Raw genomic sequence first — 25,729 nt, forward strand, 5'->3', positions numbered from 1 at the left:
TGCTGTCGCTGGCCCAGACGTGGCCAATGACCTCCACGCGTCGAGGCGGGTGGAGTGTCATGATCTCGTCGACGGCAACGGAAGCGCACGCCGGTGGAGGTGACATGGGGCTCAACTGGCGCACCCGATGCATCGCCAAGCCCAGCACCGGCGACCTCGTTGATGCCGCGGTCCCGAGCTCGACTGATCTTGGGGCGAACGAGTCGGCGGCTTCGCTTGCGGCCGTTCTGTTTTCTCAGCGGTCATGGCAACTCCGCAAGGTCGAGACCCGGCTGTTCCAGGAGGGCTCGTACTCGCTCACCCGGGTCTCGATCGACTGCGTCCCGCAGGCCCTACCGGGCCTCCGCTACGAACTGAACACATCCGCTTCGGCGGTGGCGCACTCATCCGTCCTTGTGCCCATCACGTACATGCAGAAAGGCGCTCTGCGAGGCTTCGACATGCGGGACAGCAACGGGAACTCGATGCCCGTCATCGGCCGTGCCGAGTACCGACAGCTGATGGTCGACACTCTGGTCTACGAAGTCGGACCTGCCGCCGTCGAGCGAGGTGATGAGGCGACCCTCCGACGGGCATTGGCCGACGTGGTGGACGCTGACCGCGAACAGGCCGAACGCGTCGCGGAGGACCTCGTGGTCGATGGCACGTATCGGGACGTTCAGTGCATCGACCCCAACGATGTGAGCAGCTATGCCGCCAACCTCATCCTCGCTCTGGCCGACCTCTACGTGCTGATCGCTCTCCTCCCTGAGACGCAGGCGGGGCAGCGCCAGGTCATCAAGTACGAGCACCACTCGACTGAAGAGTTGGATACGCGTCCCGAGCGCAGTTCCCCCTCAGCACTGGCCCGCAAACTCGTCGCACTCAGGGATCGGCTCGGAATCACGAAGGGCCCCATCAGTCGCTTTCGCCTCGCCGCGGGTCTCGACCCGCTCGAGGTCGAGTTCGACCTGAGCCACCCGGCCGGGGCAACCTCCCACCACTTCGAGATGGTCATCCCGGCGGGCCTCCGATGCGAAAGACTCGCCATGCCCGTCGTCGCCGGCCAGGGCGATCGGAACACCGTCGACACGACTCCAACTGGCGTCGCCCACGCCGCGGCGGCCTACAACGAGAACCCCGACCAAGGGGTACAGGTCCAGTTCCGCGTCCCTTTCGAGGGACTCCGGCTGCACACCACCCTCGTCTGCCTGCTCACCGCCGCGATCCTGCTGTTAGGGCTGCTCCTGCCGGGCGCACAGTCCGCGCTCCTGCGAGCAAGCGACGGCGCTGCTGCTCTGCTCCTAGCCGTGCCAGCGGTGGTCGTGGCTCTCGCCGTCGGCGGGAAAGAACACGTGATGGTCGCCAGGATGCTCAGGCCACTTCGCGTGGTCGTGATCGGGTGTGCCCTCCTCCTCCTCGCAAGCGCCGGGAGTATCGTCGGCGTCCTGCACGACGGATGGCGTCACACGCTGTGGTGGGGCGGCGCGGGCACGTCGCTCGTCGTCGCGGTGATTCTGGCGTGGACCGCACTGCTGTCCGTTGTCACACGGTTGAGGAAGACTGACGCGACGAGCAACGGGACAGGAGCACCGGCATGAGCGATCCGAAGAACCGCAAGGTCATCCGCGTCGAGCGGCCGAGTCGGTCTGGCCGCGCAGTCCTCCGCGTCTCCTCCGCTGAGGCTTCCGGCCAACGCCTCAAGGCAGGCTGGGACGGCAAGGAGCGTCGTCCGGACGTGGTTCAGCTGACCACCCCGAGGCTTGGGCAGCGCTGAACGGCGGCAGCAGCCCGTCGAGCTGACCCGCGGCACCTCCGTTCACGCGGAGCGCCGACCTGGGGCGTTACACCCTGGTGACTCGCTGTCGCCATTGCTGGGCACCAGGCACTACGCCGGTCAGGTGACGCATTCTGACCCTCCGCAAGCGGGCTTTTGTCACCTTGCTCGGCCGCCGAGGTGCAGGGTACGAACGCGGCTTCCGCTCCAACGAGCGTGGAATCCGAGGCGCCGGCCGCCGCACCGAAGGCGGTCAGCGACCGCGACAGAGATCCTGGCGTCCGGCTTCGAGCAGGAGGGTGACTACGCGTTTGCGACCGCCCTGGTGTTGAACTCCGGGTGCGTCGGAGGATTCGCCACGGTGGTGTTCAACGCGTACGACCAGAGCGACGCGCTCGTCACGACCGCGGAGCAGGTCGAGGGGTTCACCTCCGAAGCCGGCACGACCGCGATCGTGACGCAGGTCGAGACGCCCGGGGTCACGGCCGGGCGCGTCGAGGCGGCAGTGGTGCCATCTCGCGAACTCGACGAACCGCGGCACCGTTCCAGCGGACGAGGCGTTTGGGCCGACGATTCCAGCGGACCGACTCCTGTTCCAGCCAATCGCAGATGCCGGCAACCACGGCCTCAGGCCCCCTCGGCCCGCCCCTCGCGCCAGTACCCCATGAACGCCACGGACTTCCGGTCCACCCCGCAGGTCCCGACGAGGTGCCGCCGCAGGGTCTTGATCGCCCCGGCCTCCCCCGCGAGCCACGCGTACAGCGCGGTGGACTGTCGCAGCGGCTCGCCGGTGGCGTGGTCCACGGGGACCTCCCACAGGATGCCGCTGTCGATGTCGACGTCCTCGAGCTCCATGCCCTCGGGCAGCGGGGCGTCGTGCGGGATGAGGCGCTTGCACGCGGCCTGCACGGCGGGGACGAGCAGCGAGCCGTGGGCGGCGCCGTCGCGGGGCAGCCACCGGACGGTGACGCCGGCGGGCGCGTCGACGGGGATGTGGTCGCCGGCGTGCGGGACCTCGATGACGGCCTCGCCGCGGGCGTCGCGGGGCAGCCGGTCGAGGATGCCGACGATCGCGGGGGCGGCGGTCTCGTCTCCGGCGAGCAGCAGGCGGTCGGCGTGGGCCGGCGGGACGAAGTCGATGCCACCGGCGGGGCCGTCGTGCTCGCGGTTCGGGCCGAGGACCACCAGGGTGTCCCCGACCTGCGCGCAGCCCGCCCACCGGGAGGCGGGGCCGGCGTCGCCGTGCAGCACGACGTCGACGTCGAGCTCGCGGACGTCGTGCCGGACGCCGCGGGCCGTGTAGGTGCGGATGGGGTGCCGGAGCTCGTCGGGGAGCTCGCGCCAGTCCAGGTACCAGGACTCGCCCTGGGGGACGACGTCGTAGCCGCAGGGCAGCGGGAGCAGCAGCTTGATGCGCTGGTCGTACCCGTTGTCGGCGAACTGGTCGAGGTCGTCGCCGGTGAACGTGAACCGGCGGAACGACGGGCTGAGGTCGGTGATCCGCGCCACGCGGACGGCGAAGAACCGGAACGGCGTCGTGACGGCCGGGGCGGTGGTGGACGCGGTCATGCGATCACCGTACATCGAAGGTAAGGCTTACCTCTATGAGGTGTCCCACACCGTGGGCACCGCCGGTCAGGCGACCGACGTGCCGAACGCGAGACCCAGGAGGTAGGTCGCCGCCGCGGCGCCGAGGCCGATCGCGAGCTGGCGCAGCGCGCGCTTCGCGGGCGACGACCCCGACAGCACGCCCACCGTCGCGCCGGTGCCGAGCAGGGCGATGCCGACCAGCGTCGTCGCGACGCCCACGGCGAGCCAGCCCTCGAGACCGAACAGATACGGGAGCACGGGGATGATCGCGCCGCCGGCGAAGAAGCAGAAGCTCGCCGCGGCCGCGCCGACCGCGCTGCCCACGGACTCGTGCTCGTCGACCTCCGGCGCACCGTCCTCGGGTGCGTCGCCGCCGCCGAGGTCGCTGGCGAGCACGGGCGACGCCGCGTCCAGCAGCGCCGCGCGGGCCAGGACCTCGCTCGCGCGCGCGGCGGCCTCGTCCGCCGACATGCCGCGGGCCCGGTAGACCAGCGCCAGCTCGTTGGCGTCCAGGTCGAGGTGCGGCAGCGCCTCGCGGGCCTGCGCGCTGGGCCGGGACGCCTCCAGCAGCTCCCGCTGGGACCGCACCGACACGTACTCGCCCGCGCCCATCGACAGCGCACCGGCGAGCAGCCCCGCCAGGCCGGTCAGCAGCACGGTCGAGGTCGCGACGCCGCTCGCGCCGATGCCGAGCACCAGCGCGAGGTTGCTCACCAGGCCGTCGTTGGCGCCGAACACCGCGGCGCGGAACGTCCCGGAGATCCGGTTGCGGCCCCGCATCGCGAGGCTCCGCACGACCTCCTCGTGGATCCGCTCGTCGGCGGCCATCGTCGCGGTGGCGTCGACGTCCTGCTCGTACGCGGACCGGGCCTCGGCGCGTTGGGCGAGCGCGAGCACGAACACCCCGCCGAACCGGCGCGCCATCCAGCCGAGCCCCCGGGACCGGATGTCGCCCGGCAGCGGGCGGCCGACCTGGTCCCCCAGGAGGTCGAGCCAGTGCTGCTCGTGCCGCTTCTCGGCGTCGGCCAGGGCGAGCAGGATGGCGCGCTCCTCACCGGTACGGCGCGAGGCGAGGTCGCGGTAGGCGGCGGCCTCGGCGCGCTCGTCCGCGAGGTAGCGGCGCCAGCGGCGGACCTGGCGGGCGGTCGGGGCAGCGGAACGGGCGCCCGCGGGGCTGTCGGTGGGTGGCACGGTGATCCATGGTGCGTGCAGCCAGACGCCGAGTCACGCGATCCGGGCCGATTCGGGCGCCCGAATCGACCCGTCCGCACGACCCCGGCGCGCGCGGCCGGACACCCTCGCAACCCCGGCGTTGCTCAGACGTCCGGTTGCGCAACCGCGGGGCTCAGGATGACGGGGCCGCGGCGCGGAGCTTGTCCAGCAGCGGGCCGGCCGCCTCGTCCAGGAACCGCTGCTGCGCCGCGTCGCCGACCTGCACCAGGGCGATGTCGGTGAACCCCGCCTCCCAGTACGCGGACACGGCCTCGACGACCGCGTCCAGGTCGGGGCCGCACGGGATCGTCTGCGCGACGTCGTCCGGCCGCACGAACTGGCTGGCCGCGTCGAAGCCCTCGGTCGTCGGCAGGTCGGCGTTCACGTGCCAGCCACCGGCGAACCAGCGGAACTGCTCGTGGGCCCGCCGCGTCGCGACCTCGACGTCCGGGTCCCAGGAGATCGGGATCTGGCCGATCTTGCGCGACGGGGCGGGGGTGCGGTCGCCGGCCGCCTCCGCGCGCGCCTCGTCCCAGCCCTGGATCAGCTCGGCCTTCGGCTCGGTCGCGACCAGGTGGTCGACCAGCGGGGCGAACCGGGAGATCGACTGCGAGCCGGAGACCGCGACCGCGAGCTCGACCGGGTCCGCAGGCAGGTCCCAGAGCTTCGCGGAGTCCGTGCGGAAGTGCACGCCGTCGAACGTGAGCCGCTCGCCGTCGAGCAGGGCGGAGATGATCTCGACGGCCTCCTCGAGCATGTCGTGCCGCTCACCGACAGCGGGCCAGCGCTCCCCGACGACGTGCTCGTTGAGGTTCTCGCCGGCGCCGAGCCCCAGCGTGAACCGGCCGTCGGACAGCACGCCGACCGTGGCAGCCTTCTGCGCGACGACGGCCGGGTGGTAACGGACCGTCGGGCAGGTCACGTACGTCATCAGGTCCACCCGCGACGTCGCGTGGGCGACCGCCCCGAGCAGCGACCAGGCGTACGGCGCGTGGCCCTGCTCGTCGAGCCACGGGAAGTAGTGGTCGCTGGACACCTCGAAGTCGAAGCCGACCTTCTCGGCGTCCACGGCGTACCCCACGAGCTGCTTCGGCCCGGACTGCTCGGTCATGAGGGTGTACCCGAATCGCGTCATCCCCCGACTCTCACACCGCCGCGCCGGTCCGGCACCCGGAGGCGCCGGCCGCCGCCCGGCCGCCGAGACAGGACCGCCGCGCCGAGACAGGGCGCCCGGAGGCCCTGTCTCGGCGGCACGGTCCTGTCTCGGCGCGCCCGGGTCAGGCCGCGAGCGCCGCGCGGAGGGCGTCGACCAGCGGGGTCGTCGGGCGGCCGATCAGGCGGGCGAGGGTGCCGTCCGACTCGGCCAGCAGGCCGTCGCGGGTGTTCTCGTCGAGCGCGACGACGAACCCGGCGGTGCCCTCGTCGAGGCCGGCGGCGACCAGGCCGGCGTGGCGCTCCTCGGAGGTCACGGCGCGGTAGACCACCGGGCGGCCGAGCACCTCGGTCGCGGCGGCGGCGAGCTCGTCGTAGCCCCAGGCGTGGTCGCCCGCGAGCTCGTAGACCGCGCCGTCGTGGCCCTCGGTGCGGAGCACGACCGCGGCCGCGGCGGCGAAGTCGTCGCGCGGGGCGCTGGCGACCCGGCCCTCGCCGGCGGCGGCGACGATCTCGCCGGTCTCGCGGGCCTGCTGCAGGTCGCCGAGGTAGTTCTCGGTGTACCAGCCGTTGCGCAGGATCGTGAAGGTCAGCCCGGACGCGCGCAGCACCTCCTCCGTGGCCTTGTGCTCCGGCGCGAGCACCAGGGCGCTGGTGTCGGCCTTCGGCGCGGACGTGTAGACGAGGCGGCCGACGCCGGCGCGGACGGCCGCGTCGATCACGGCGGTGTGCTGGGCGACGCGCTGCCCGACCTCGCTGCTGGACACGAGCAGCACGGTGTCCGCGCCCGCGAGCGCCGCGTCGAGGGTCTCGGGGGCGGCGTAGTCGACGGCGGCGACGCGGACGCCCCGCTCGGCGAGGTCGGCGAGGCGCTCGGTGCGGCGGCCCGTCGCGACGACCTGGTCGGCGGGGACGCCGTCGGCCAGCAGGTGCTCGACGACGAGGCGGCCGAGGTGGCCGGTGGCACCGGTGACGACGATCGACATGGGGGTTCCTCTCGGTGGTGCGTGCGTGATCACCCCGTGCAACCGCCGACGCCCGGGGTGCCTTCCGGATCGCCGGTACCCACTTTGACGTAAGGTACTGGCGTGAGCGTAAGCATGCAGGCCACAGCCCCGCAGGTGCAGGAATCCGTCCTCGCCGGACTGATGACGGGCGGCGTGCTGCCCGCCGCCTGCCCCAGCCGCGTCGTCCTGGACCACGTGACAAGCAAGTGGGGCGTCCTCGTGCTGGTGGCGCTGTCGGAGCGCACGCTGCGCTGGGGCGAGCTGCGCCGGCTCGTCGAGGGGATCAGCGAGAAGATGCTGGCCTCGACGCTGCGCACCCTGGAGGCCGACGGCCTGGTGCTGCGCGAGGCGACCCCGTCGATCCCGCCGCGGGTCGACTACTCCCTGACCCCGCTCGGCGACGAGCTGGCCGCGCACCTGCTGCCGCTGATGGCCTGGATCACCCGGCACGCGGACGCCATCGTCGCCCGTCCCTGAGCACTGCACGGGACCACCACCTACTCACCCCGGCGGCCACATCCGGGGCGCCTACGATGGCCGCGAACCCCACGACCCCGAACGAAGGACGAGCACGTGCGCCGCACGGCCACCGCCACCCTCCTCGCCGCCTCCCTGGTCCTGCTCGCCGCGTGCAGCGGCGGGTCCTCGGACGCGGACCCCACCCCGTCCGCGACGGCCTCCGCCGCCGCGACCGCGAGCGCCGCGGACGTCGCCGCCCTCGAGGCCGTCACCGTCACCGGCGAGCCCGGCGCGGAGCCGACCCTCGAGTTCGAGCAGCCGTTCACCGTCTCCGCGGACGTCGCGCGCATCGCCGTCCCCGGTGACGGCGCGACCGTCGAGCAGGGGCACCAGGTGATGCTCAACATCGCCGCGGTCTCCGGCACCGACGGCTCGGCCCAGGGCGGGACCTACGGCGCCGAGCCGCAGGCCTACGTCATGGAGGAGGGCAACGTCCCCGACGCCCTGCTCGACGTGCTGGTCGGCGCCCAGGTCGGCGCCCGCGCGCTCTACGCGAGCCCGGCCGCGGAGGACGCCATCCTCATGGCCGTCGAGATCATGAGCACCGAGGCGATCCCGACGCGCGCCGAGGGCACGGCGGTCACCGACATCCCCGCGGGCCTGCCCACGGTCACCCTGGCCGAGGACGGCGCCCCGTCGATCGAGACCGTCGAGGGCGAGCCGCCGGCCGAGCTCGTCGTCCAGCCGCTCATCCAGGGCGCGGGCGCCGCCGTCGAGGCCGGCCAGACGCTCACCGTGCAGTACTCGGGCTGGCTGTGGGACGGCACCCCGTTCGACTCCTCCTGGGAGCGCGGCTCGGCCTCGTCGTTCCAGCTGAGCGGGGTCATCCCGGGCTGGCAGCAGGGCCTCGCGGGGCAGACCGTCGGCAGCCAGGTGCTGCTCGTCATCCCGCCGGACCTGGGCTACGGCGCCGAGGGCAACGACTCCATCCCCGGCGGCTCGACGCTGATCTTCGTGGTGGACATCCTGTCCGCCTCCTGAGCCCCGGCTCCTCGGGAGGGCCCTCGGTCGCACACCGCGACCGGGGGCCCTTCTGCGCGTGGACCCGCGCCGATAGCCTGGCGGTCTGCGGTGGTCTGCGGCACACAGGAGGCCCGGATGGACACGGCGACGACGCCGACGGTGCGCGACGTGGCGCTGGTGGGCCACGGCGGTGCGGGCAAGACGACCCTGGCGGAGGCGCTGCTGCTGCGGGCGGGCGCCGTCCCCCGGGCCGGCCGTGTCGCCGACGGCACGGCCGTGTGCGACCACGAGCCCGAGGAGGTCGCGCGCGGCTCGTCGGTCGCGCTCGGCGTCGCGGACCTCGACTGGACGTGCAGCCGGGGCTGCCCGCACCGGATCACGCTGCTGGACGCCCCGGGGTCGCCGGACTTCGCCGGTGCGGTGGACGCGGCTCTGGCCGTCGCGGACCTCGCGGTGGTCGTCGTGAGCGCGGTCGACGGGGTCCAGTCCGGCACCGAGGCCGCGTGGCGGCGGTGCGACGACGCCGGGCTCCCCCGGCTGGTCGTCGTCACGCAGGAGGACCGGGCCCGCGCGGACTTCCACCGGGTGCTCGACCAGGTCCGCGACCTCGCGGCGCGCACCGGCCACGACCCCGCGGGCGTGCTGCCGCTGGAGCTGCCGCTCGGGGAGGAGCAGGCGCTGCACGGCGTCGCGGACGTCCTGTCCGACCGGGCCCTCGACTACGACCCCGACGGCCGGCACCACGACGGCGACCTGCCCGCGGACGTCGCCGGGCAGGAGCGGCTGCTGCACGACGCGGTGGCGGAGGAGATCGTCGCCCACGACGACGAGCAGCTGGAGCGCTACCTCGCGGGCGACGTGCCCGGCACCGCGGACCTGGTCCGGGCGCTCGCCCACGAGGTCCTCGCGGGCGACGCGGTCCCGGTGCTGGTCGCGTCGGGGACCACCGGGGTGGGCGTCGACCGCCTGGCGGACCTGCTGTGCGAGGTCGGTCCGGCGCCCGCGGACCGGCCGGCGCGGGTGCGGGTCGGCGGCGACGGCGCGACCGCGGAGACCACCCTGCCCGCCGACCCGGACGGCGAGCCGGTGCTGCACGTGTTCCGGACGGTCGCGGACCCGTTCGTCGGTCAGGTGTCGGTGTTCCGGGTGCTGTCCGGCACCGTGCGCCCGGGCGACCACCTGGTCAACACCACGACGGGCGTCACGGAGCGGCTGCACGGGCTGTTCCGGCTGCGCGGGCGCGAGCACGTGCCGACCGACGTGGTCCGCGCGGGCGACATCGCCGCGGTCGCCAAGCTCACCGGGACGCCCACCAGCAGCCTGCTGGCCGGTCGCGCCCAGCCCGTCCGCCCGGCGGACCTGCCGGCCCGTCCGCCGGTGCTGGCGGTCGCGGTCGCGCCGGTCAGCCAGGCCGACGACGACCGGCTGTCGGGGGCGCTCGCGCGGCTCGTCGCCGAGGACCCGACGCTGCACGTCGACCGGACCGCGCACCAGACCGTGCTGCGCGGGCTCGGCGACGCGCACCTCGCCGTCGCCGTCGAGCGGCTCGCGCGGGTGTTCGGCGTGCACGTCACCACCGAGCCGGTCCGGATCTCCTACCGGGAGACGCTCGCCGGACCCGCGGCGGCCGAGGGGCGGCTGAAGAAGCAGTCCGGGGGCCACGGGCAGTTCGCCGTGGTGCAGCTGCGCCTGACGCCGCTGCCGGCGGGTTCGGGGTTCGCGTTCGTCGACTCCGTGGTCGGCGGCGCGGTGCCGCGGTCCTACCTGCCGGCCGTCGAGCGCGGGGCGGCCGAGGCGCTGGCGGCGGGCGGTCCGCTGGGCCACCCCGTCGTGGACGTGCAGGTCGAGGTGCACGACGGGCGTGCGCACGCCGTCGACTCCTCGGACATGGCGTTCCGCACGGCCGCCGCCGCCGGGGTGCGCGCGGCGCTGGCGTCGGCGGGCACGGTGCTGCTGGAGCCCACCCTGCACGTCGAGGTGCTGGTCCCGGCGGCCGCGCAGGGGGACGTGCTCGGCGACCTCTCCGGGCGGCGCGGCCGGATCAGCGCGACCGGCACCACCGACGACGGCCGGGTCCGGATCGAGGCGGTCGCCCCCGAGGCCGAGCTCGCTCGGTACGCGCTGGACCTGCGCGCGTTGACCGGCGGGTACGGGGAGGTCGTGCTCACCCCCGGGCCGTACGAGCTCAGGCCGGGGCACCTGGCCCCGGCCTGAGCGCCGGCCGGCGTCAGCCCGCGACCGCCTCCGGCACCGGGACCCCGCTGCCGAGCCGGCCCTCGTACACGTCGATCTTCAGCTGGATCGCCGCCAGGTGATCCGCAGCCTCGGCGAGCTGGGCCCGGACGGCGTCCCGGTGCGCCTGGAGCATCGCGAGCCGCTCCGGCTCCGTGCTCTCGCCCTGGCGGACCAGGTCGGCGTAGGCGCGGATCTCCCGGATCGGCATGCCCGTGGACCGCAGCCGGGTCAGCAGGTGCAGCCACGCGAGGTCGCGCCGGGTGTAGCGGCGGTGCCCGGACGACGCCCGCCCGACGTCGTCGAGCAGCAGTCCGTCGCGCTCGTAGTACCGCAGCGTGTGCGGGGTCAGCCCGGTCGCCGCCGCGGCCTCGGCGATGGTGAGCGTGCGGGTGTCGTCGGTCACGGCACCCAGCATGCGCCCGCTCACCGCCCGATGCTGCTCATGTCGGGGTACCGGTCGCCGGCGACGGCCTCCGGCGGGACGGCGGCCGCGAGCGCCGCGAGGTCCTCGGCGGTGAGCCGGACGTCGGCCGCGGCGACGTTCTGCTCGAGGTAGCGGACCCGCCGGGTGCCGGGGATCGGCACGACGTCCTGGCCCTGCGCGAGCACCCAGGCCAGCGCGAGCTGCGCGGCGGTGACCCCGCGGTCCTCGGCGAGCGCCTGCACGCGCTCGACCAGCACGCGGTTCGCGTCGAACGCGTCGCCCGAGAACCGGGGGTTGGCACGGCGGAAGTCGTCGTCGGCCAGGTCGGTCGCGGCCGTGATCGACCCGGTGAGCATCCCGCGGCCGAGCGGCGAGTACGGGACGAGGCCGATACCGAGCTCCCGCAGCGTCGGCAGCACGGCGTCCTCGACGTCGCGGGTCCACAGCGAGTACTCGGTCTGCACCGCGGTGACCGGGTGCACGGCGTGCGCGCGCCGGATGGTGTCCGCGCCGGCCTCGGACAGGCCGATGTGCCGGATCTTGCCGGCCGCGACGGCCTCGGCGAGCGCCCCGACGGTCTCCTCCACGGGGACCTGCGGGTCGACGCGGTGCTGGTAGTACAGGTCGACGTGGTCGACGCCGAGCCGCTGCAGGCTCGCGTCCAGCGCGGCCCGGACGTACTCCGGGCGGCCGTCCACGCGTCGCGCGCCCGCCGCGTCGGGGTCGCGCACGACGCCGAACTTGGTCGCGAGGACCACCTCGTCGCGCCGTCCGGCGATCGCCCGGCCGACTAGGCGCTCGTTGGTGTGCGGGCCGTAGATGTCGGCGGTGTCGAGCAGGGTGACGCCCAGGTCGAGGGCCCGGTGGATCGTCGCGACGGACTCGCGCTCCTGGTCCGAGCCGGGCGCGGACGTCGCGCCGTAGAACTCCGACATGCCCATGCAGCCGAGGCCGAGGGCGGAGACGGTGAGGGCGGTGCCGTGCGCGGCGCTGCCGAGGGTGCGGGTGCTGAGGCTCATGGGTGCGACCGTGCTCCTTCGAGCGCGCTCGAAGTCAAGCCGGACCGCGAACGCGCTGCGGACCGGGCCGACCGGTCGTAGCGTCGGAGCACCACCCGCTCGTCGAGGAGGACACCCCGTGAAGCTCCGCCATCTCCCCGTCCGGCTCGGTGCCGGCGCGTACATCCTCAGCTCCGGCGTCGACAAGCTCAGCGCCGACGAGCAGGCCGCCGCCGGCTACCACGGCATGGCCGCCGGCGCGTACCCGTTCCTGGAGGACGTCGACCCGAAGACGTTCACGAGGGCGCTCGCGGCCACGGAGATCGGCCTCGGCGTCGCCCTGCTGGTGCCGGTGCTGCCGCGCGTCGCCGTCGCGACCGGGTTCACGGCGTTCTCCGCGGGCCTGGTCGGCATGTACTGGCGCACCCCGGCGCTGCGGCGCGGCGCGAACGACCCCCGCCCCAGCCCGGACGGCATCGGCGTCGCGAAGGACGTCATCATGCTCGGCGCCGCCGCGTCCTACCTGGTCGACGCCCTGACGTCCTCGGCGAAGAAGGCCGGCGTCAGGGCCACGAAGAAGGCGAGGAAGGCCGTCCACCACTGACTAGGCTCGCCGGTGCCCCACCCGCCGGAACCGAGGAGCCACCCGTGCGTCAGCCCACCCGCTGGGAGCAGATCGGCCGGCAGAACCCCGACCGGTCCACCTGGTACGTCGAGCGGTTCCGGACGATGGCCGCCGAGGGCGCCGACCTGGCGGGCGAGGCGCGGACGGTCGACGCGATGCTCCCGCGGGGCGCGCGCGTGCTCGACGCCGGCTGCGGGCCCGGCCGGGTCGGCGGCGAGCTGGTCCGTCGCGGGCACACCGTGGTCGGCGTCGACGTGGACCCCGTCCTCGTCGAGGCCGCCCGCGCCGACCACCCCGGCGGGGACTGGCACGTCGGCGACCTCGCGGAGCTCGACCTGCCGGCGACCGGCGTCACCGAGAAGTTCGACGTCGCGGTGATGGCGGGCAACGTGCTGACGTTCGTCGCGCCCGGCACGGAGGTCGAGGTGCTCCGCCGGATCCACGCGCACCTGGTCCCCGGGGGGCGGCTCGTCGTCGGCTTCGGCGCCGGGCGCGGCTACGCGTTCGAGTCGCTGGACGACGACGCCCGCGCGGCCGGGCTGCGCGTCCAGCAGCGGTTCAGCACCTGGGACCTGCGGCCGTTCGAGCCCGACGCGGACTTCCTGGTCGCGGTGCTGGGCTAGGACCCGCGGTCGCCCGTCCCGGCTGGCACGGTCGCGTGCACGTCCTACGCTCGGCACATGGCCCGGTACCTCGACGTCCACCCGCACGACCCGCAGGCACGGTCGGTGGCCCAGCTGGTCGCCCTGCTGCGCGACGACGCGCTCATCGCCTACCCGACGGACTCGGGCTACGCGCTCGGCTGCCGTCTGGAGAGCCACGCCGGCGCGGACCGGATCCGGTCGATCCGGCACCTCGACGACCGGCACCACTTCACGCTGATGTGCGCGGACTTCGCGCAGCTCGGCCAGCTGGTCCGGCTGGACAACGCGCCGTTCCGCGCGATCAAGGCCGCGACCCCGGGCTCGTACACGTTCATCCTCCCGGCGACGAAGGAGGTGCCGCGCCGGCTCGCGCACCCGAAGAAGAAGACCGTCGGCGTGCGCATCCCGGACAGCCGGGTGGTGCAGGCGATCCTGCGGGAGCTGGGCGAGCCGCTGTTGTCCTCGACGCTGATCCTGCCGGGCCGCACCGAGCCGGAGACCGACGGCTGGACCGTCAAGGAGGAGCTGGACCACCTGGTCGAGGCGGTCGTCGACGCGGGCGAGTGCGGCACCGAGCCGACCACGGTCGTCGACTGGTCGGACGGCTACCCCGAGGTCGTCCGCGTCGGCGCGGGCGACCCGGACCGCTTCGCCTGACGGTGCCGTCGGTGCACCCGGACCCCGCACCCGCCGGCCGGCCCGGCGACCCCGGCCGGCCCGAGGACCCCGGGTTCCCGGCGAGGGCGGCGGCGCGGGCGCTCGACCTCGCCGAGCTCGACGGGAGCGTCGTCGAGTGCCGGGCGTGCCCGCGGCTGGTCGCGTGGCGGGAGCACGTCGCGACCGTGAAGCGCGCGGCGTTCCGCGACGAGACCTACTGGGCCCGGCCCGCGCCGGGGTTCGGGGACCCCGACGCCGGGGTGCTGGTGGTCGGCCTCGCGCCGGCCGCGCACGGGGCGAACCGCACCGGCCGGATGTTCACCGGCGACCGGTCGGGCGACTTCCTGTTCGCGGCGATGCACCGGGTCGGGATGGCCTCGCAGCCCACCTCCGTGCACGCGGGCGACGGCCTGACCCTCACCGGCGTCCGGATCACCGCACCGGTGCACTGCGCGCCACCGGACAACAAGCCCCTGCCGGAGGAGCGGCACCGCTGCGGTCCCTGGTTGGCGCGCGAGCTCGAGCTGGTGCGGCCGCGGGTGGCGGTGGTGCTCGGCGGGTTCGGCTGGGACGCGCTGCTGCGGACCCTCGCCGAGCAGGGCTGGGCGGTCCCGCGCCCCCGCCCGCGGTTCGCCCACGGCGCCGAGGAGGTGCTCCACCGCCCCGGCACCGGGGAGCGGCTGACGCTCCTGGGCTGCTTCCACGTCAGCCAGCAGAACACCTTCACGGGCCGCCTCACCCCCGCGATGCTGGACGCCGTCCTGCGCCGCTCCCTCACCCTCGCGCGTGGGTGAGGGGGCCGAGGTCGAGGGTTTCGTGCTGGAAGGCCCGCTGAAACCCTCGACCTCGCGCGAAACCCTCGACCTCGGCCGGCGAGTCAGCCGACGATGCGGCCGCCCGTGACGACGATGCGCTCGCCCGTGATGTAGCTGGCCTCCTGGCTCGCGAGGAAGACGTACGCGGGGGCGAGCTCCGCGGGCTGGCCGGCGCGGCCGAGCGGGGTGTCGCCGCCGAACTCCTTGACCTTCTCGCCCGGCATCGTGGCCGGGATCAGCGGCGTCCAGATCGGCCCCGGCGCGACCGCGTTGACCCGGATGCCCTGCTCGGCGACCTGCTGCGCGAGCGCCTTCGTGAAGTTGAGGATCGCCGCCTTGGTGCTGGCGTAGTCGATGAGCTGCGGGCTCGGCTCGAACGCCTGGACCGACGTCGTGCTGATCACCGAGGACCCCGGGCGCAGGTGCGGCAGCGCGGCCTTCGTGATCCAGAACAGCGCGTAGACGTTGGTCTTCATCGTCCGGTCCAGCTGCTCGGTGGTGAGGTCCAGCAGCCCGCCGTCCTGGGCCATCTGGTAGGCGGCGTTGTTCACCAGCACCTCGAGCCCGCCGAGCTCCGCGACGGTCCGCTCGACGACCTCGGCGCAGAACGCCTCGTCGCGGATGTCGCCGGGCAGGGCGAGCGCGCGCCGGCCCGCGGCCTCGACCAGGCGCACCGTCTCCTGGGCGTCGGGCTCCTCCTCGGGCAGGTAGACGATCGCGACGTCCGCGCCCTCCCGGGCGTAGGCGATCGCGACCGCGCGTCCGATGCCCGAGTCGCCGCCGGTGATGAGCGCGCGCTTCCCCTCGAGCCGGCCGGAGCCGACGTAGGTGTCCTCGCCGTGGTCCGGCTGCTGCTGCATGTCCCCGGTGAGGCCGGGGTGCGCGATGTCGCGGTCGGGCTGCTGGGGAGCGGGGTGCTGGGTGGTCGGGTCCTGGGGTGTCGTCTGGTCGCTCATACCTCTCCATGCTCCGGGTCCTGCCGCCGGGCGCCACCGGAGGGGTGATCTCGCTCCCCCGAGTTGCCGCACCGGGCGCCGCCCGCGCACAGTGGCCCCCGGCCACCCGCGCCACCCCGCCCCGCGTCCGCGCAGGAGAACGTGCACGACGCACGCACACCCGCCGCACAGGGTCCGCGCAGGTGGCGCCCTAGGGTGTCGACCCGGACATGACGGCAGGAGCGGACGTGAGCGACGACGAGCAGTACGTCGAGATCTGGGGTGACCGGGTGTCGATGCGGGACCTGGTCGTCGCCCTCGCGGCGTGCGCGGCCGCGACGGTCGCCGCCGTGGTGCTGGGGCGCGTGCTCGGGCAGTCCGAGTTCTTCTGGGGGCTCGGCGGCGCGGTCGTCGGCTTCGCCGCCGCGGTCGCCCTGGTGCGCCCGAAGCGCGACGTGCAGATCGTCGCCGACGACGACCCCGCCGCCTGAGCCCGGCCGTGGACCTCACGCTGCTGCTGCCGATGGTCGGCGCCGCCCTCGCGGCGGTCGCGCTCTACACGCTCATCGGGTTCATCCCCGGCACCGACGAGACCTCCGTGCTGCTGCCGGTCACGCTCGCCCTGGTCCTGGCGGGGACGGACCCGCAGGTCGTGCTGGCGTTCTTCATCGCCGCCGTCGTGACGCTGAACCTCACCAACTCGATCCCGACCGCGCTCGTCGGCCTGCCCGGCGGGGTGCTGTCGGCGCCGATGATCGACCACGCGCTGCACCTCAAGCAGCAGGGCCGGGCCGCGGAGACGATCCGCAAGATGGCCGCCGGCTCGGTCGTCGGGACGCTGATCTCGGTGCCGCTGGCGCTGCTGATCGCCGGGGCGATCACCCCGTTCGCGGACCAGCTGCGCGAGTACGGGTCGCTGCTGTTCGTCGGCGGCGCCGTGGTCCTGGCGCTGCTCGGCCGGAACAAGGTGCTCTCGCTGCTGGCGATCGTGCCGCTGGGCCTGCTGTTCCAGGGGGTGCAGGCGCTCTACCGGCAGCAGGGAGTGATCCCCGAGGACGGCACGATCACCGTGTCGTTCTTCCTCGCGATCACCGCGGGTCCGCTGCTGCTGTCGCTCACCACGCTGCTCAACCCCACGCTGCGCGCCGCGCTCCCCCGCGCCGGCCGGACGCCGGTGCGGATCACCCGCACGGAGCTGAAGGGCGCACCGCTGAGCCCGCGGCGGCTGCTGACCCGCGCCGAGCTCGGCACCAGCGCCGCGGTGTCCGCCGCGTCCACGCCGCTGTTCTTCCTCAGCCCGGTCGCCCTGACCCTGCTGATGGGCGAGGCCGCGGGCAGCCGCGCGAAGGACCCGGTGCAGCGGTCGTCGCGGGTCATCACGGCGATGGCCGCCCTCGCGCACTCGACGTACCTGGCCGGGGTCATCATCCCGCTGCTGGCGATCGGGCTGCCGCTGTCCCCCGTCGCGGTCGGCCCGGCCAACGCGCTGTTCAACGCGCCGCCGGTGCTGACCCTCGACCAGAACCTGCACCACCTGCTGTCGACGTCGCAGTTCGTCGTCGCGGTGCTGGTCGGCGGGGTGCTCGCGCTGGTGCTGTCGTACGTGCTCGCGGTCCGGTACTCGTTCCGGCTGACCGCGATCGTGACCCGGTACGTGCCGCACGAGGCCGTGCTGGCGCTGTTCGTGGTGTTCGTCCTGCTGCTGGCGTACCTGGACACGGGACTCGTGAACGTCTTCGCCGTGCTGCTCGTCGGGCTGACGTGCGGCACGCTGAACCGGTTGGGCGTCAACTTCGGGGTGCAGTTCATGTCGCTGTACGCGGCCCCGTGGTTCGTCCTGCACCTGATGTGAAGGAGCCGACCATCCCGAGCCCCGTGCCCAGCCGCACCCGCGGCACCGGCAGCACCCGCGCCAAGGCGATCCTCGTCGGCGAGCACGCCGTCGTGTACGGCGAGCCCGCCATCGCGCTGCCGCTGGCCAGCCTGCCGATGCGGGCCACCGCGCGCCGCGAGGAGGGGCCGCTCGTGCTGGAGTCGGTGCTGTACTCGGGGACCCTCGCGGACGCCCCCGAGGTGCTGGCCGCGCCGCGGGCCGCGATCGAGGCGACCCTCGACCACCTCGGCCTGCCGCACACCGGCATCACGCTGTCGACGGAGTCGACGATCCCCGCGGCCCGCGGCCTGGGGTCCAGCGCCGCGACCGCCGGTGCGCTCGCGCTCGCGCTGGCGGACCTCGCCGGGCGGACGTTGACGGCGCAGGAGCACTTCGACCTCGTCCAGGTCGGCGAGCGCGTCGCGCACGGCAACCCGTCGGGGCTCGACGCCCGCACGACCGCGTCCACCGAGCCCGTCTGGTTCCAGGCCGGGGAGATCCGGTCCCTGGACCTGCGCCTGCAGGCGCACCTGGTCGTGGCCGACACCGGTGTGCACGGGCGGACCCGGGTCGCCGTCGCGGACGTCCGGTCGTTCCGGGAGCGGCACCCGGCCCGGGGGGCGGAGCTGATCGCCGAGCTCGGGCAGATCACCCGGGACGTCGTCGACGACCTCGCGCTGGACCGGCCGACGGAGCTCGGCGTGCGGATGACCCGCGCGCACCGGGCGCTCGCCGAGCTCGGGGTGTCCTCCGTCGAGCTGGACCGCCTGGTGGACGCGGCGCTCGACGCGGGCGCCCTCGGGGCCAAGCTCACCGGCGGTGGCCAGGGCGGATGCCTGCTCGCGCTCGCGACCGACGCGGACGCCGCTGGTAAGATCGCCGCTGCCCTGCGCCGCGCGGGCGCGGCGCGCACCTGGTTGCACCGGACCGACGTGCGGCTCCCCTCCGCCCCCTCCGCCCAGGTGTCCCCCGGATGACGAACTCCGCGACCGCGGTCGCGCACGCCAACATCGCGCTCGCCAAGTACTGGGGCAAGCGCGACGAGACCCTGGCGATCCCCGCGACGTCCAGCCTGTCCCTCACGCTCGACGCGTTCCACGCGACGACGACCGTGACCGTGGGCGGCGACGCCGACGCCGGCACCCTCGACGGCCGGCCGATGTCCGACGGCGAGCTGGGCCGGGTCAGCGCGTTCCTCGACCTCGTGCGCGAGCGCGCCGGGTCCGCCGAGCGGGCGACGGTCACCTCGACCTCGACCGTGCCGACCGGCGCCGGGCTCGCGTCGTCCGCGAGCGGGTTCGCCGCGCTCGCCGGTGCCGCAGCGGCCGCGTACGGGCTGGACCTCGACCCCCGGGACCTGTCCCGGCTGGCCCGGCGCGGCTCCGGCTCGGCGTCCCGGTCCGTGTTCGGGGGCCTGGTCGTCTGGCACGGCGGGACCGACGACGCGACCTCGTACGCCGAGCCCGTCCCCGGCGGCGAGGCCGGCGGCCCCCTCGACCCGGCGATGGCCGTCGTGGTGCTGGACGCGGGTCAGAAGGCGGTGTCCAGCCGCGTCGCGATGCGCCGCACCGTCGAGACCTCCCCGTACTTCCCCGCGTGGGTCGACGCGACCGAGCGCGACGTCGCGCTGATGCTCGACGCCGTGGCCGCGGGCGACCTCGCGACGCTCGGCGGGCTCGCCGAGTCGAACGCCCTGCGGATGCACGCCACGATGCTCGGCGCCCGCCCGCCCGTCCGGTACTGGACCGCCCACACCGTCGCGGTGCTGGACGAGGTCCTCGCGCTGCGGGCCGAGGGCCTGCCGTGCTGGGCGACCATCGACGCCGGCCCCAACGTCAAGGTGCTGTGCGCCGCCGCCGACCTCGACGTGGTCGCGACCGCCCTGGCCCGCGGCACCGGCGGGGACGAGGCACGCCGCGTCGTCACCGCCCGCCCGGGCCCGGACCTGCGGGTCGTCCCCGGCACCGAGGCACCGTCCCCCACGGAGGTCCCCGCGTGATCGAGGTCTGCGCGTCCGGCAAGCTGTTCGTCGCCGGCGAGTACGCGGTGGTCGAGGCCGGCTACCCGGCGGTGATCGTCGCCGTCGACCGGCACGTCACCGTCCGCCTCGACCGCGCGGAGGGCGCCGGGTCGATCGCGTCCGACCAGTACGGCCGGATGCCCGTCGTCTGGCGCCGGGACGGCGACCGCGTCGTGCTCGACCACGACAGCCGCCCGTTCGACTACGTGCTCGCGGCGATCGACGTCGTGGAGCGGTTCGCCGCCGAGCAGGGCCGCACGCTCGGGTTCTACGACATCACCATCTCCAGCGAGCTCGACGACTCCTCGGGGCGGAAGTTCGGCCTCGGGTCGTCCGCCGCCGTGACCGCCGCGACCGTGCGGGCCCTCGACCTGTTCTACGAGCTGGGGCTGCCCACCGAGCGGCTGCTCAAGCTGGCGCTGCTCGCCACGGTCCAGGTCAACCCGATGGGCTCCGGCGGCGACGTCGCGGCGAGCCTCTACGGCGGCTGGATCCGGTACGCGGCGCTCGACCGGGACTGGCTGCGCGCCGCGATCGCCGCCGGCGGGTCCGGCACGACCCCGCTCACCGACCTGCTCGACGCCGACTGGCCCGGCCTGTCGGTGCGCCGGCTGCCGATGCCGCAGTCGATGCGCCTCGTCGTCGGCTGGACCGGCGTCCCCGCGTCGACGACCCGCCTGGTCGAGGCGATGCAGTCCCGCAAGGGCGCCGCCGAGAGCCACTACCCCGACTTCCTCGCCGCCTCGCGGGAGTGCGTCGACGCGCTGTCCGACGCCATCGAGCGCGACGACGCCCCGGCCGCCAAGGCCGAGATCCGCCGGGCCCGGGGGCTGCTGACGTCGCTGGCCCGGGCCGCGGGGGTCGACATCGAGACGCCCGCGCTGCGCACGCTGTGCGAGACCGCCGAGAGCGTCGGCGCGGCCGCGAAGTCCTCCGGGGCCGGCGGCGGCGACTGCGGGATCGTCCTGGTCGACGCCGACACCGACCTCGAGCCGATGCTGCGCGACTGGGAGCTCTCGGACGTGCGGCACCTGTCGCTGCGGGTCCAGCCGCCGCGGGAGCCGCGCCCGTGAGCCCCGCCCAGGACCCGGGTCCCGCGGAGCAGGACGCCCGCCGCAAGGACGACCACGTCCGGCTCGCCTCCGCCCAGCACGCGGTGCCGCGGGCGCACGACTTCGACCACGTCCGCCCGCTGAACCACCCGCTCGCGGCGGGCGACCGGTCGCGGGTGTCCCTCGCGACGCACGGCCGGGTGCTGTCCTGGCCGGTGCCGCTGTACATCAACGGCATGACCGGCGGCACCGCCCACACGGCGACGATCAACCGCGCCCTCGCCCTCGCCGCCCGCGAGACCGGCGTCCCGATCGCCTCGGGCTCGACCGGCATCCTGCACCGCGAACCGGCCGCGATCCCGTCGTTCCGGGTGCTGCGCGAGCTCAACCCCGACGGGTTCGTGCTCGCGAACGTCAACCCCAACCTCACCCCCGCGCAGGCCCGCCGGTCCGTGGAGATCCTCGAGGCCGACGGCCTGCAGATCCACGTGAACCCCGCGCAGGAGATCGTGATGCCCGAGGGCGACCGCGACTTCACGCGGTGGGTCGACAACATCGCGGCGGTCGTCGCCGCCGTCGGCGTGCCGGTGGTCGTCAAGGAGGTCGGCGCGGGCATGACCCGCGGGACGGTCCAGCAGCTGCGCGACCTCGGCGTCGCGGCCGTCGACGTGTCCGGCCGCGGCGGCACCGACTTCACCGCCATCGAGTCCGCGCGGCGCGACGACGGCGGCATGGACTACCTCGCCGGCTGGGGGCAGTCGGCGGTCGAGGGCCTGCTCGACGCGGCGTCCGTGGACGGCGTCGACCTGCTGGCCTCCGGCGGCGTGCGGCACCCCCTCGACGTCGTGCGGGCGCTCGCCCTGGGCGCCACCGCGGTCGGCGTCGCCGGCGGGTTCCTGCGGGTCCTGCTCACCGAGGGCGAGGCCGCGCTCATCACGCGGATCCAGGCCTGGCTCACGCAGATCGGCGACATCATGACGCTGCTCGGTGCGCACACCGTCGAGGACCTGCGACACGTGGACCTCCTGATCACCGGCCCCGTGCGGGAGTTCTGCGAGCTGCGGGGCGTCGACGCGGCGTCCTACGCCCGCCGCAGCGGCCGCTGACCCAGCCGCGTCCGCACGGGATGCGCCGTTCCGCTCAGCACCGCGCCCCACCCGGCCGATAAGTCATCGGGGTGGTGACGCGATGGTCCAGGGGAACGGTGCAGGGCACCGCACGGCGCGACGCGCACGGCGGCTGACCCGCTGGTGGGGCGCTGACGCGCGCACCTCCGACGTGCCCCGGGCGCGGTCCGGCGCCGACGCCCCCGACTCGTGGTTCGACGACTGGCTCACCGGCGCCCCCGCCGACAGCGCCGGGACCGGCCGCGCGCTCGCTCGGGTCGCCGCGTCCGGCTGGGTCACGCTCAGCGGCCTGAACCGCCCCGGCAGCACCCGCGCGACCGTCGAGCACCTGGCCGTGGGCCCCGGCGGCATCGTCGTCGTCGAGACGCTGCACTGGGACGGCGAGATCGCGGTGGCGGGCGGCACGCTCCGGCACCGCGGCTACGGCCGGACCCCCGATGTCGCGGAGGTCGCAGGAGCCGCCGGTGCCCTGACCGCGCTGCTCGCCCCCACGCACCGTCGCGCCGTGCACGCCGTCGTCTGCCTCGCGGGCCGGGACCTCGAGCCGGTCGCCGTCTGCGGCGGGGCCGTCGCGGTCGGCGAGCACCAGCTCGCGGACTACCTCACCGCCCTGCCGCAGCGCCTGGTCGCCGCCGACGTCCCGCTGGTGGTCGACTACCTGACCGCGGAGCTCGCCGGTCCCGCCAGCCCCGAGCTGCTGACGGTGGACGACGTGTTCCGCCCGGCGGTCGTGTGGGACGCGCCGACCGTCCCCGCGGGCGCACCGGCCCGGACCGCGCGGCCCGCCGAGCCGTCCCACGACGCCCCCGGGTACGACCAGCCGGACAACGTCCACCCCGAGGGCCACCCCGACCAGGACGTCGACCGCCCCGCGCCGAGCGTCGCCCCCGACCGGCGCCGCCCCGCGGTCGGTGACGGGCTGCTGCGGCTCGGCATGCTCGTGCTGGGCCTGCTCACGGTCGGCAACGTCCTGCTGGCCTGGCTGGACGCGACGCACTGACACCCGCCGGGCGCCCTGCGCGACCCGGGTCTACGGTGACGCGCATGGACGGACGGCTGACCGCGGACCAGTTCCTCGCCGCCGACGGGGTCGGTGACTGGCGGGTGGTGCACGGCACCGCCTGCACCCGGTTCCGCACCGGGTCGTTCACGGCCGGCGTCGAGCTGGTCGAGGCCATCGGCGAGCTCGCCGACACCGCGGGCCACCACCCGGACGTCGACCTCCGCTACGGGAGCGTGACGGTCCGCCTGGTGTCGCACGACGTCGGCGGCCTCACCACCCGGGACAGCGACCTCGCCCAGCAGATCTCCGCCGTCGCGCGCGAGCTCGACGTCCCCGCGGCCCCGCAGGAGGTGCTGCCCGCGCCGCCGTCCGACGACGTCCGCCACGACGAGGAGGGCCGACCCGAGATCCCCCTGGACGGCGACGAGCTGGACACCCTGGTCGGGTTCCTGGAGTTCCACCGCGCGACGCTCGAGTGGAAGACCCGGGGACTCGACGCCGCCGGGCTCGGCGCGACGCTGCACCCGACGACCATGACGCTCGGCGGGCTGCTCAAGCACCTCGCGTACGTCGAGGACGACTGGTTCTCCCGCACCCTGCACGACCACGAGCGCGCCGAGCCGTGGCGGTCCGTCGACTGGGCCGCCGACCGCGACTGGGACTGGCACTCCGCCGCGGACGACTCCCCCGAGCAGCTGCGCGCGCTCTGGCAGGCCGCGGTCGAGCGGTCCCGCGCACTGCTCGCGGAGGCGCTGGCGGTCGGCGACGCGGGGGCGCTCGCGCGGCGCCGCCTGCCCGACGGCAGCGCGCCGAGCGTCCGGTGGATCCTCGCGCACATGGTCGAGGAGTACGCGCGGCACAACGGGCACGCGGACCTGCTGCGGGAGGCGGTGGACGGGTCGACGGGGGAGTGACCTCGCCGCGCACGCACGGCGCGAGGCGGCGGGCGCGGGAATGGCCGTCGCGTCCGCGCGGTTCGTCCCGGGTGTGAGCCTGCTGATGAGCCCCCTGACCCTGCGCGGGACGACGTTCCGCAACCGCGTGTGGCTGGCCCCGATGTGCCAGTACTCCGCCGGACCCGACGGCGTGCCCACCGACTGGCACCTCGCCCACCTGGGCGCGCGGGCCGTCGGCGGTTTCGGCCTCGTGATGGCGGAGGCGACCGCCGTCGTCCCCGAGGGCCGGATCTCCCCGCACGACGTGGGCCTGTGGGACGACGCCCAGGTCGCGGCGTGGCGCCCGATCACCGCGTTCGTGCGCGGGCGCGGCGCCGTCGCCGGGGTCCAGCTCGCGCACGCGGGCCGCAAGGCCTCCACGTACCGCGGGTTCGGCGAGGGCTCGGGCACGGTCCCGGTCGACGACGGCGGGTGGGCGACGGTCGGCCCGTCGGCCGAGGCGTTCGCCGGCTACGCCGCACCGCAGGAGCTCACGGCCGCGCAGGTCGCCGACGTCCCGAGGCAGTTCGCCGCCGCCACCCGGCGAGCGCTGGACGCCGGCTTCGACGTGGTCGAGGTCCACGCGGCCCACGGCTACCTGCTGCACCAGTTCCTGTCCCCGCTGTCGAACCACCGCACGGACGCGTACGGCGGCCCGCTCGAGGCCCGCGCGCGCCTGCTGCTCGACACGGTCGACGCGGTGCGCGAGGTCCTGCCCGAGGACCGGCCGCTGCTGGTCCGCGTCTCGGCGACCGACTGGACCGAGGGCGGCCTCACCGTCGAGGACGTCGCCCGGGTGGCCGCCTGGCTCCGGGAGCACGGCGTCGACCTCGTGGACGTGTCCACCGGCGGGAACGTGCACGCGACGATCCCCGTCGGCCCCGGCTACCAGGTCCCCGCCGCCGGGCAGATCCGCGCGACCGCCGGTGTCGCGACCGCCGCGGTCGGGCTCATCACCACCGCGGAGCAGGCCGAGCAGGTCCTCGCGGAGGGCGCCGCGGACGCCGTCATGATCGGGCGCCCGGCCCTGTTCGACCCGAGCTGGCCGCTGCGGGCCGCGCACGCGCTGGACGACAAGACCCCCGCGCTGGACCACCTCGGCGACCCCGGCGCGACCGTCCGCCCGGGCGAGCCCACGGGCTGGCCCGTGCAGTACGCGCGCGGCTCCTGGGGCTGAGGGCCCCGGTCAGGTGCTGGTGAGCGCCCCGCTCACCAGCACCAGGACCATCGCCGCGACGCCGAGCGCGCCCGCGATGATCGCGAACACCGCCCGCCCCCGGCCGTGCCCGCCCCGGCGGCCGACGCGCAGCGCCCAGAAGCCCAGCCCGATCGCGACCACACCGAGCGGCCACAGCAGCAGCGAGAACAGGCCCACGTAGCCGGCGACGATCGACTGCCACGAGCGGCCCACGGGTGCGATCCAGTGCAGCGCGTCCGTGGGGTGCGCGCCGGGACGGTCGGGCGCGGGCTGCCAGGACGTCACCGCGGGCTGGGCCGCGTAGCCGGCGAACCCGGCGTGCGGGGCGTACCCGGCCGACGGCGCCCCCGGCCCGGCCGGGGCGGCGTACGGACCGGCGGCCGGGGCGGCGTACGGACCCGCGGCCGGCGCGGCGTACGGACCGCCGGCCGGCGCCGCGACGGGGGCCGCGGGTGCGCGGCGGGCGTGGGCGGGCGCCTGCTGCCCCGACGCGGAGTGCGCACCGGGACCCCGCACGGGCGCCCAGGAGGCGGCGTCCTCAGCCGTCGCGGGGCCGCCGGCTGCCGCGCTCGCGGGCCCGGGGACGGGGCGGGGCAGGACGGGAGCCGGCGCGGCCGCAGGGTCGGGCGTGACCTGCTCGGTCCACCCCGCACCGTCGAACCACCGCAGCACCCCGGCCGTCACGCCGTCGGAATACCACCCGGGCGCAGGCAGGGGCAGCGACTCCGTCATGGAGTGGGGGTCGGCAGATCGCGGCCCGGTGATGACCCCCGACCTCGACCGTCCCCCGTTCGGCCCAGTCCCCGGACGGGTCACCGACGCGTGATCCCGCGGGGGCAACCGGTTCCCGGGCAACGCCTCCGCGTACGCCGACGCGACACACCCCGCCCCGTAACCCCCCGGACACCTCCGCCGCGTACCGTCCGTCCACCGGCCGCACCGAGGCGCGCGGCGCACCGCAGGACCCGACCGATCGACAGGGGGCACGC

The 25,729-nt window shown here is 75.1% G+C and carries 26 protein-coding genes; 18 read left to right on the plus strand and 8 right to left on the minus strand.

Annotation, left to right across the window (positions count from 1 at the left end; all coding sequences use genetic code 11):
* Positions 1-59: 59 nt before the first annotated feature.
* Both ACFVXN_RS15555 and ACFVXN_RS15560 read left to right on the plus strand, forming a co-directional pair.
* Positions 60-1,580 carry a hypothetical protein gene (locus ACFVXN_RS15555; protein WP_389234361.1) on the plus strand — a complete coding sequence of 507 codons (1,521 nt, stop codon included), beginning with the start codon at positions 60-62 and terminating at the stop codon, positions 1,578-1,580.
* Positions 1,577-1,756 carry a hypothetical protein gene (locus tag ACFVXN_RS15560; protein WP_389234364.1) on the plus strand — a complete coding sequence of 60 codons (180 nt, stop codon included), beginning with the start codon at positions 1,577-1,579 and terminating at the stop codon, positions 1,754-1,756. Before ACFVXN_RS15555 ends, ACFVXN_RS15560 begins: the two co-directional genes overlap by 4 nt.
* Positions 1,757-2,383: 627 nt before the next feature.
* Here the strand turns inward: ACFVXN_RS15560 and ACFVXN_RS15565 are convergent.
* The 4 genes from ACFVXN_RS15565 to ACFVXN_RS15580 form a co-directional block, all read right to left on the minus strand.
* Positions 2,384-3,325 carry a siderophore-interacting protein gene (locus tag ACFVXN_RS15565; protein WP_389234367.1) on the minus strand — a complete coding sequence of 314 codons (942 nt, stop codon included), beginning with the start codon at positions 3,323-3,325 and terminating at the stop codon, positions 2,384-2,386.
* Between the two features lie 66 nt (positions 3,326-3,391).
* Complete coding sequence (locus ACFVXN_RS15570) at positions 3,392-4,537, minus strand: VIT1/CCC1 family protein (protein WP_389234369.1); 1,146 nt, start codon at positions 4,535-4,537, stop codon at positions 3,392-3,394.
* Between the two features lie 154 nt (positions 4,538-4,691).
* A complete protein-coding gene (locus tag ACFVXN_RS15575; RefSeq protein WP_389234372.1) occupies positions 4,692-5,693 on the minus strand; it encodes a TIGR03557 family F420-dependent LLM class oxidoreductase in 1,002 nt (333 codons plus the stop codon).
* Between the two features lie 142 nt (positions 5,694-5,835).
* Entirely contained in the window at positions 5,836-6,696 is an 861-nt protein-coding gene (locus tag ACFVXN_RS15580; protein ID WP_389234375.1) for an SDR family oxidoreductase, read from the minus strand.
* A gap of 162 nt (positions 6,697-6,858) precedes the next feature.
* On the opposite strand from ACFVXN_RS15580, the gene ACFVXN_RS15585 reads away from it, so the two are divergent.
* The 3 genes from ACFVXN_RS15585 to ACFVXN_RS15595 all read left to right on the plus strand — a co-directional run bounded on the left by ACFVXN_RS15585 (position 6,859) and on the right by ACFVXN_RS15595 (position 10,413).
* On the plus strand, positions 6,859-7,194 hold the full coding sequence (locus tag ACFVXN_RS15585; RefSeq protein WP_389234846.1) for a winged helix-turn-helix transcriptional regulator: 336 nt from the start codon (positions 6,859-6,861) through the stop codon (positions 7,192-7,194).
* A gap of 96 nt (positions 7,195-7,290) precedes the next feature.
* Positions 7,291-8,217, plus strand: coding sequence for an FKBP-type peptidyl-prolyl cis-trans isomerase (locus ACFVXN_RS15590; protein WP_389234378.1), 927 nt, complete (start codon positions 7,291-7,293; stop codon positions 8,215-8,217).
* 117 nt (positions 8,218-8,334) lie between these two features.
* Positions 8,335-10,413 (plus strand): elongation factor G, encoded by a 2,079-nt coding sequence (locus ACFVXN_RS15595; RefSeq protein ID WP_389234381.1) that lies wholly within the window; start codon positions 8,335-8,337, stop codon positions 10,411-10,413.
* 13 nt (positions 10,414-10,426) lie between these two features.
* Here ACFVXN_RS15595 and ACFVXN_RS15600 read toward each other — a convergent pair whose 3' ends face one another.
* Together ACFVXN_RS15600 and ACFVXN_RS15605 are read right to left on the minus strand one after the other, a co-directional pair.
* Positions 10,427-10,861, minus strand: coding sequence for a MerR family transcriptional regulator (locus ACFVXN_RS15600; protein WP_389234384.1), 435 nt, complete (start codon positions 10,859-10,861; stop codon positions 10,427-10,429).
* Positions 10,858-11,877, minus strand: coding sequence for an aldo/keto reductase (locus ACFVXN_RS15605; protein WP_389234387.1), 1,020 nt, complete (start codon positions 11,875-11,877; stop codon positions 10,858-10,860). Before ACFVXN_RS15605 ends, ACFVXN_RS15600 begins: the two co-directional genes overlap by 4 nt.
* A 118-nt stretch (positions 11,878-11,995) precedes the next feature.
* On the opposite strand from ACFVXN_RS15605, the gene ACFVXN_RS15610 reads away from it, so the two are divergent.
* From ACFVXN_RS15610 to ACFVXN_RS15625, 4 genes are read left to right on the plus strand one after another with little or no spacing between them, the layout of a single operon-like run.
* Positions 11,996-12,460, plus strand: coding sequence for a DoxX family membrane protein (locus ACFVXN_RS15610; RefSeq protein ID WP_389234390.1), 465 nt, complete (start codon positions 11,996-11,998; stop codon positions 12,458-12,460).
* Between the two features lie 44 nt (positions 12,461-12,504).
* Entirely contained in the window at positions 12,505-13,104 is a 600-nt protein-coding gene (locus ACFVXN_RS15615) for a class I SAM-dependent methyltransferase (RefSeq protein WP_389234393.1), read from the plus strand.
* Between the two features lie 57 nt (positions 13,105-13,161).
* Positions 13,162-13,782: an L-threonylcarbamoyladenylate synthase gene (locus ACFVXN_RS15620; protein ID WP_389234396.1), complete on the plus strand. Its 621-nt coding sequence runs from the start codon at positions 13,162-13,164 to the stop codon at positions 13,780-13,782.
* Between the two features lie 11 nt (positions 13,783-13,793).
* Positions 13,794-14,576: a uracil-DNA glycosylase gene (locus ACFVXN_RS15625; protein WP_389234399.1), complete on the plus strand. Its 783-nt coding sequence runs from the start codon at positions 13,794-13,796 to the stop codon at positions 14,574-14,576.
* Positions 14,577-14,659: 83 nt separating this feature from the next.
* Here the strand turns inward: ACFVXN_RS15625 and ACFVXN_RS15630 are convergent, their stop codons facing one another.
* Positions 14,660-15,553, minus strand: coding sequence for an SDR family oxidoreductase (locus ACFVXN_RS15630; protein ID WP_389234402.1), 894 nt, complete (start codon positions 15,551-15,553; stop codon positions 14,660-14,662).
* Between the two features lie 227 nt (positions 15,554-15,780).
* Between ACFVXN_RS15630 and ACFVXN_RS15635 the strand changes: the two genes are divergently transcribed.
* The 9 genes from ACFVXN_RS15635 (at position 15,781) to ACFVXN_RS15675 (ending at position 24,719) form a co-directional block, all read left to right on the plus strand.
* Positions 15,781-16,023: a hypothetical protein gene (locus ACFVXN_RS15635; RefSeq protein WP_389234405.1), complete on the plus strand. Its 243-nt coding sequence runs from the start codon at positions 15,781-15,783 to the stop codon at positions 16,021-16,023.
* A gap of 8 nt (positions 16,024-16,031) precedes the next feature.
* Positions 16,032-17,384: a tripartite tricarboxylate transporter permease gene (locus ACFVXN_RS15640; protein WP_389234408.1), complete on the plus strand. Its 1,353-nt coding sequence runs from the start codon at positions 16,032-16,034 to the stop codon at positions 17,382-17,384.
* 23 nt (positions 17,385-17,407) lie between these two features.
* Positions 17,408-18,382, plus strand: a complete 975-nt coding sequence (gene mvk / locus ACFVXN_RS15645; protein WP_389234411.1) for a mevalonate kinase — start codon at positions 17,408-17,410, stop codon at positions 18,380-18,382.
* Positions 18,379-19,404 (plus strand): diphosphomevalonate decarboxylase, encoded by a 1,026-nt coding sequence (gene mvaD, locus ACFVXN_RS15650; protein WP_389234414.1) that lies wholly within the window; start codon positions 18,379-18,381, stop codon positions 19,402-19,404. The genes mvk and mvaD overlap by 4 nt, the downstream gene beginning before the upstream one ends.
* Positions 19,401-20,498 (plus strand): phosphomevalonate kinase, encoded by a 1,098-nt coding sequence (locus ACFVXN_RS15655; protein WP_389234417.1) that lies wholly within the window; start codon positions 19,401-19,403, stop codon positions 20,496-20,498. The genes mvaD and ACFVXN_RS15655 overlap by 4 nt, the downstream gene beginning before the upstream one ends.
* Positions 20,495-21,583, plus strand: coding sequence for a type 2 isopentenyl-diphosphate Delta-isomerase (gene fni, locus ACFVXN_RS15660; RefSeq protein ID WP_389234420.1), 1,089 nt, complete (start codon positions 20,495-20,497; stop codon positions 21,581-21,583). Before ACFVXN_RS15655 ends, fni begins: the two co-directional genes overlap by 4 nt.
* 82 nt (positions 21,584-21,665) lie before the next feature.
* Positions 21,666-22,604 carry a nuclease-related domain-containing protein gene (locus tag ACFVXN_RS15665; protein WP_389234423.1) on the plus strand — a complete coding sequence of 313 codons (939 nt, stop codon included), beginning with the start codon at positions 21,666-21,668 and terminating at the stop codon, positions 22,602-22,604.
* Between the two features lie 44 nt (positions 22,605-22,648).
* On the plus strand, positions 22,649-23,521 hold the full coding sequence (locus tag ACFVXN_RS15670; RefSeq protein ID WP_389234425.1) for a DUF664 domain-containing protein: 873 nt from the start codon (positions 22,649-22,651) through the stop codon (positions 23,519-23,521).
* 85 nt (positions 23,522-23,606) lie between these two features.
* Entirely contained in the window at positions 23,607-24,719 is a 1,113-nt protein-coding gene (locus ACFVXN_RS15675) for an NADH:flavin oxidoreductase/NADH oxidase (RefSeq protein WP_389234428.1), read from the plus strand.
* A gap of 9 nt (positions 24,720-24,728) precedes the next feature.
* On the opposite strand, the gene ACFVXN_RS15680 is transcribed toward ACFVXN_RS15675, so the two are convergent.
* Positions 24,729-25,472: a DUF2510 domain-containing protein gene (locus ACFVXN_RS15680; RefSeq protein ID WP_389234431.1), complete on the minus strand. Its 744-nt coding sequence runs from the start codon at positions 25,470-25,472 to the stop codon at positions 24,729-24,731.
* Positions 25,473-25,729 lie beyond the last annotated feature (257 nt).

Source organism: Cellulomonas sp. NPDC058312 (genome assembly GCF_042880135.1).
GTDB lineage: Bacteria > Actinomycetota > Actinomycetes > Actinomycetales > Cellulomonadaceae > Cellulomonas.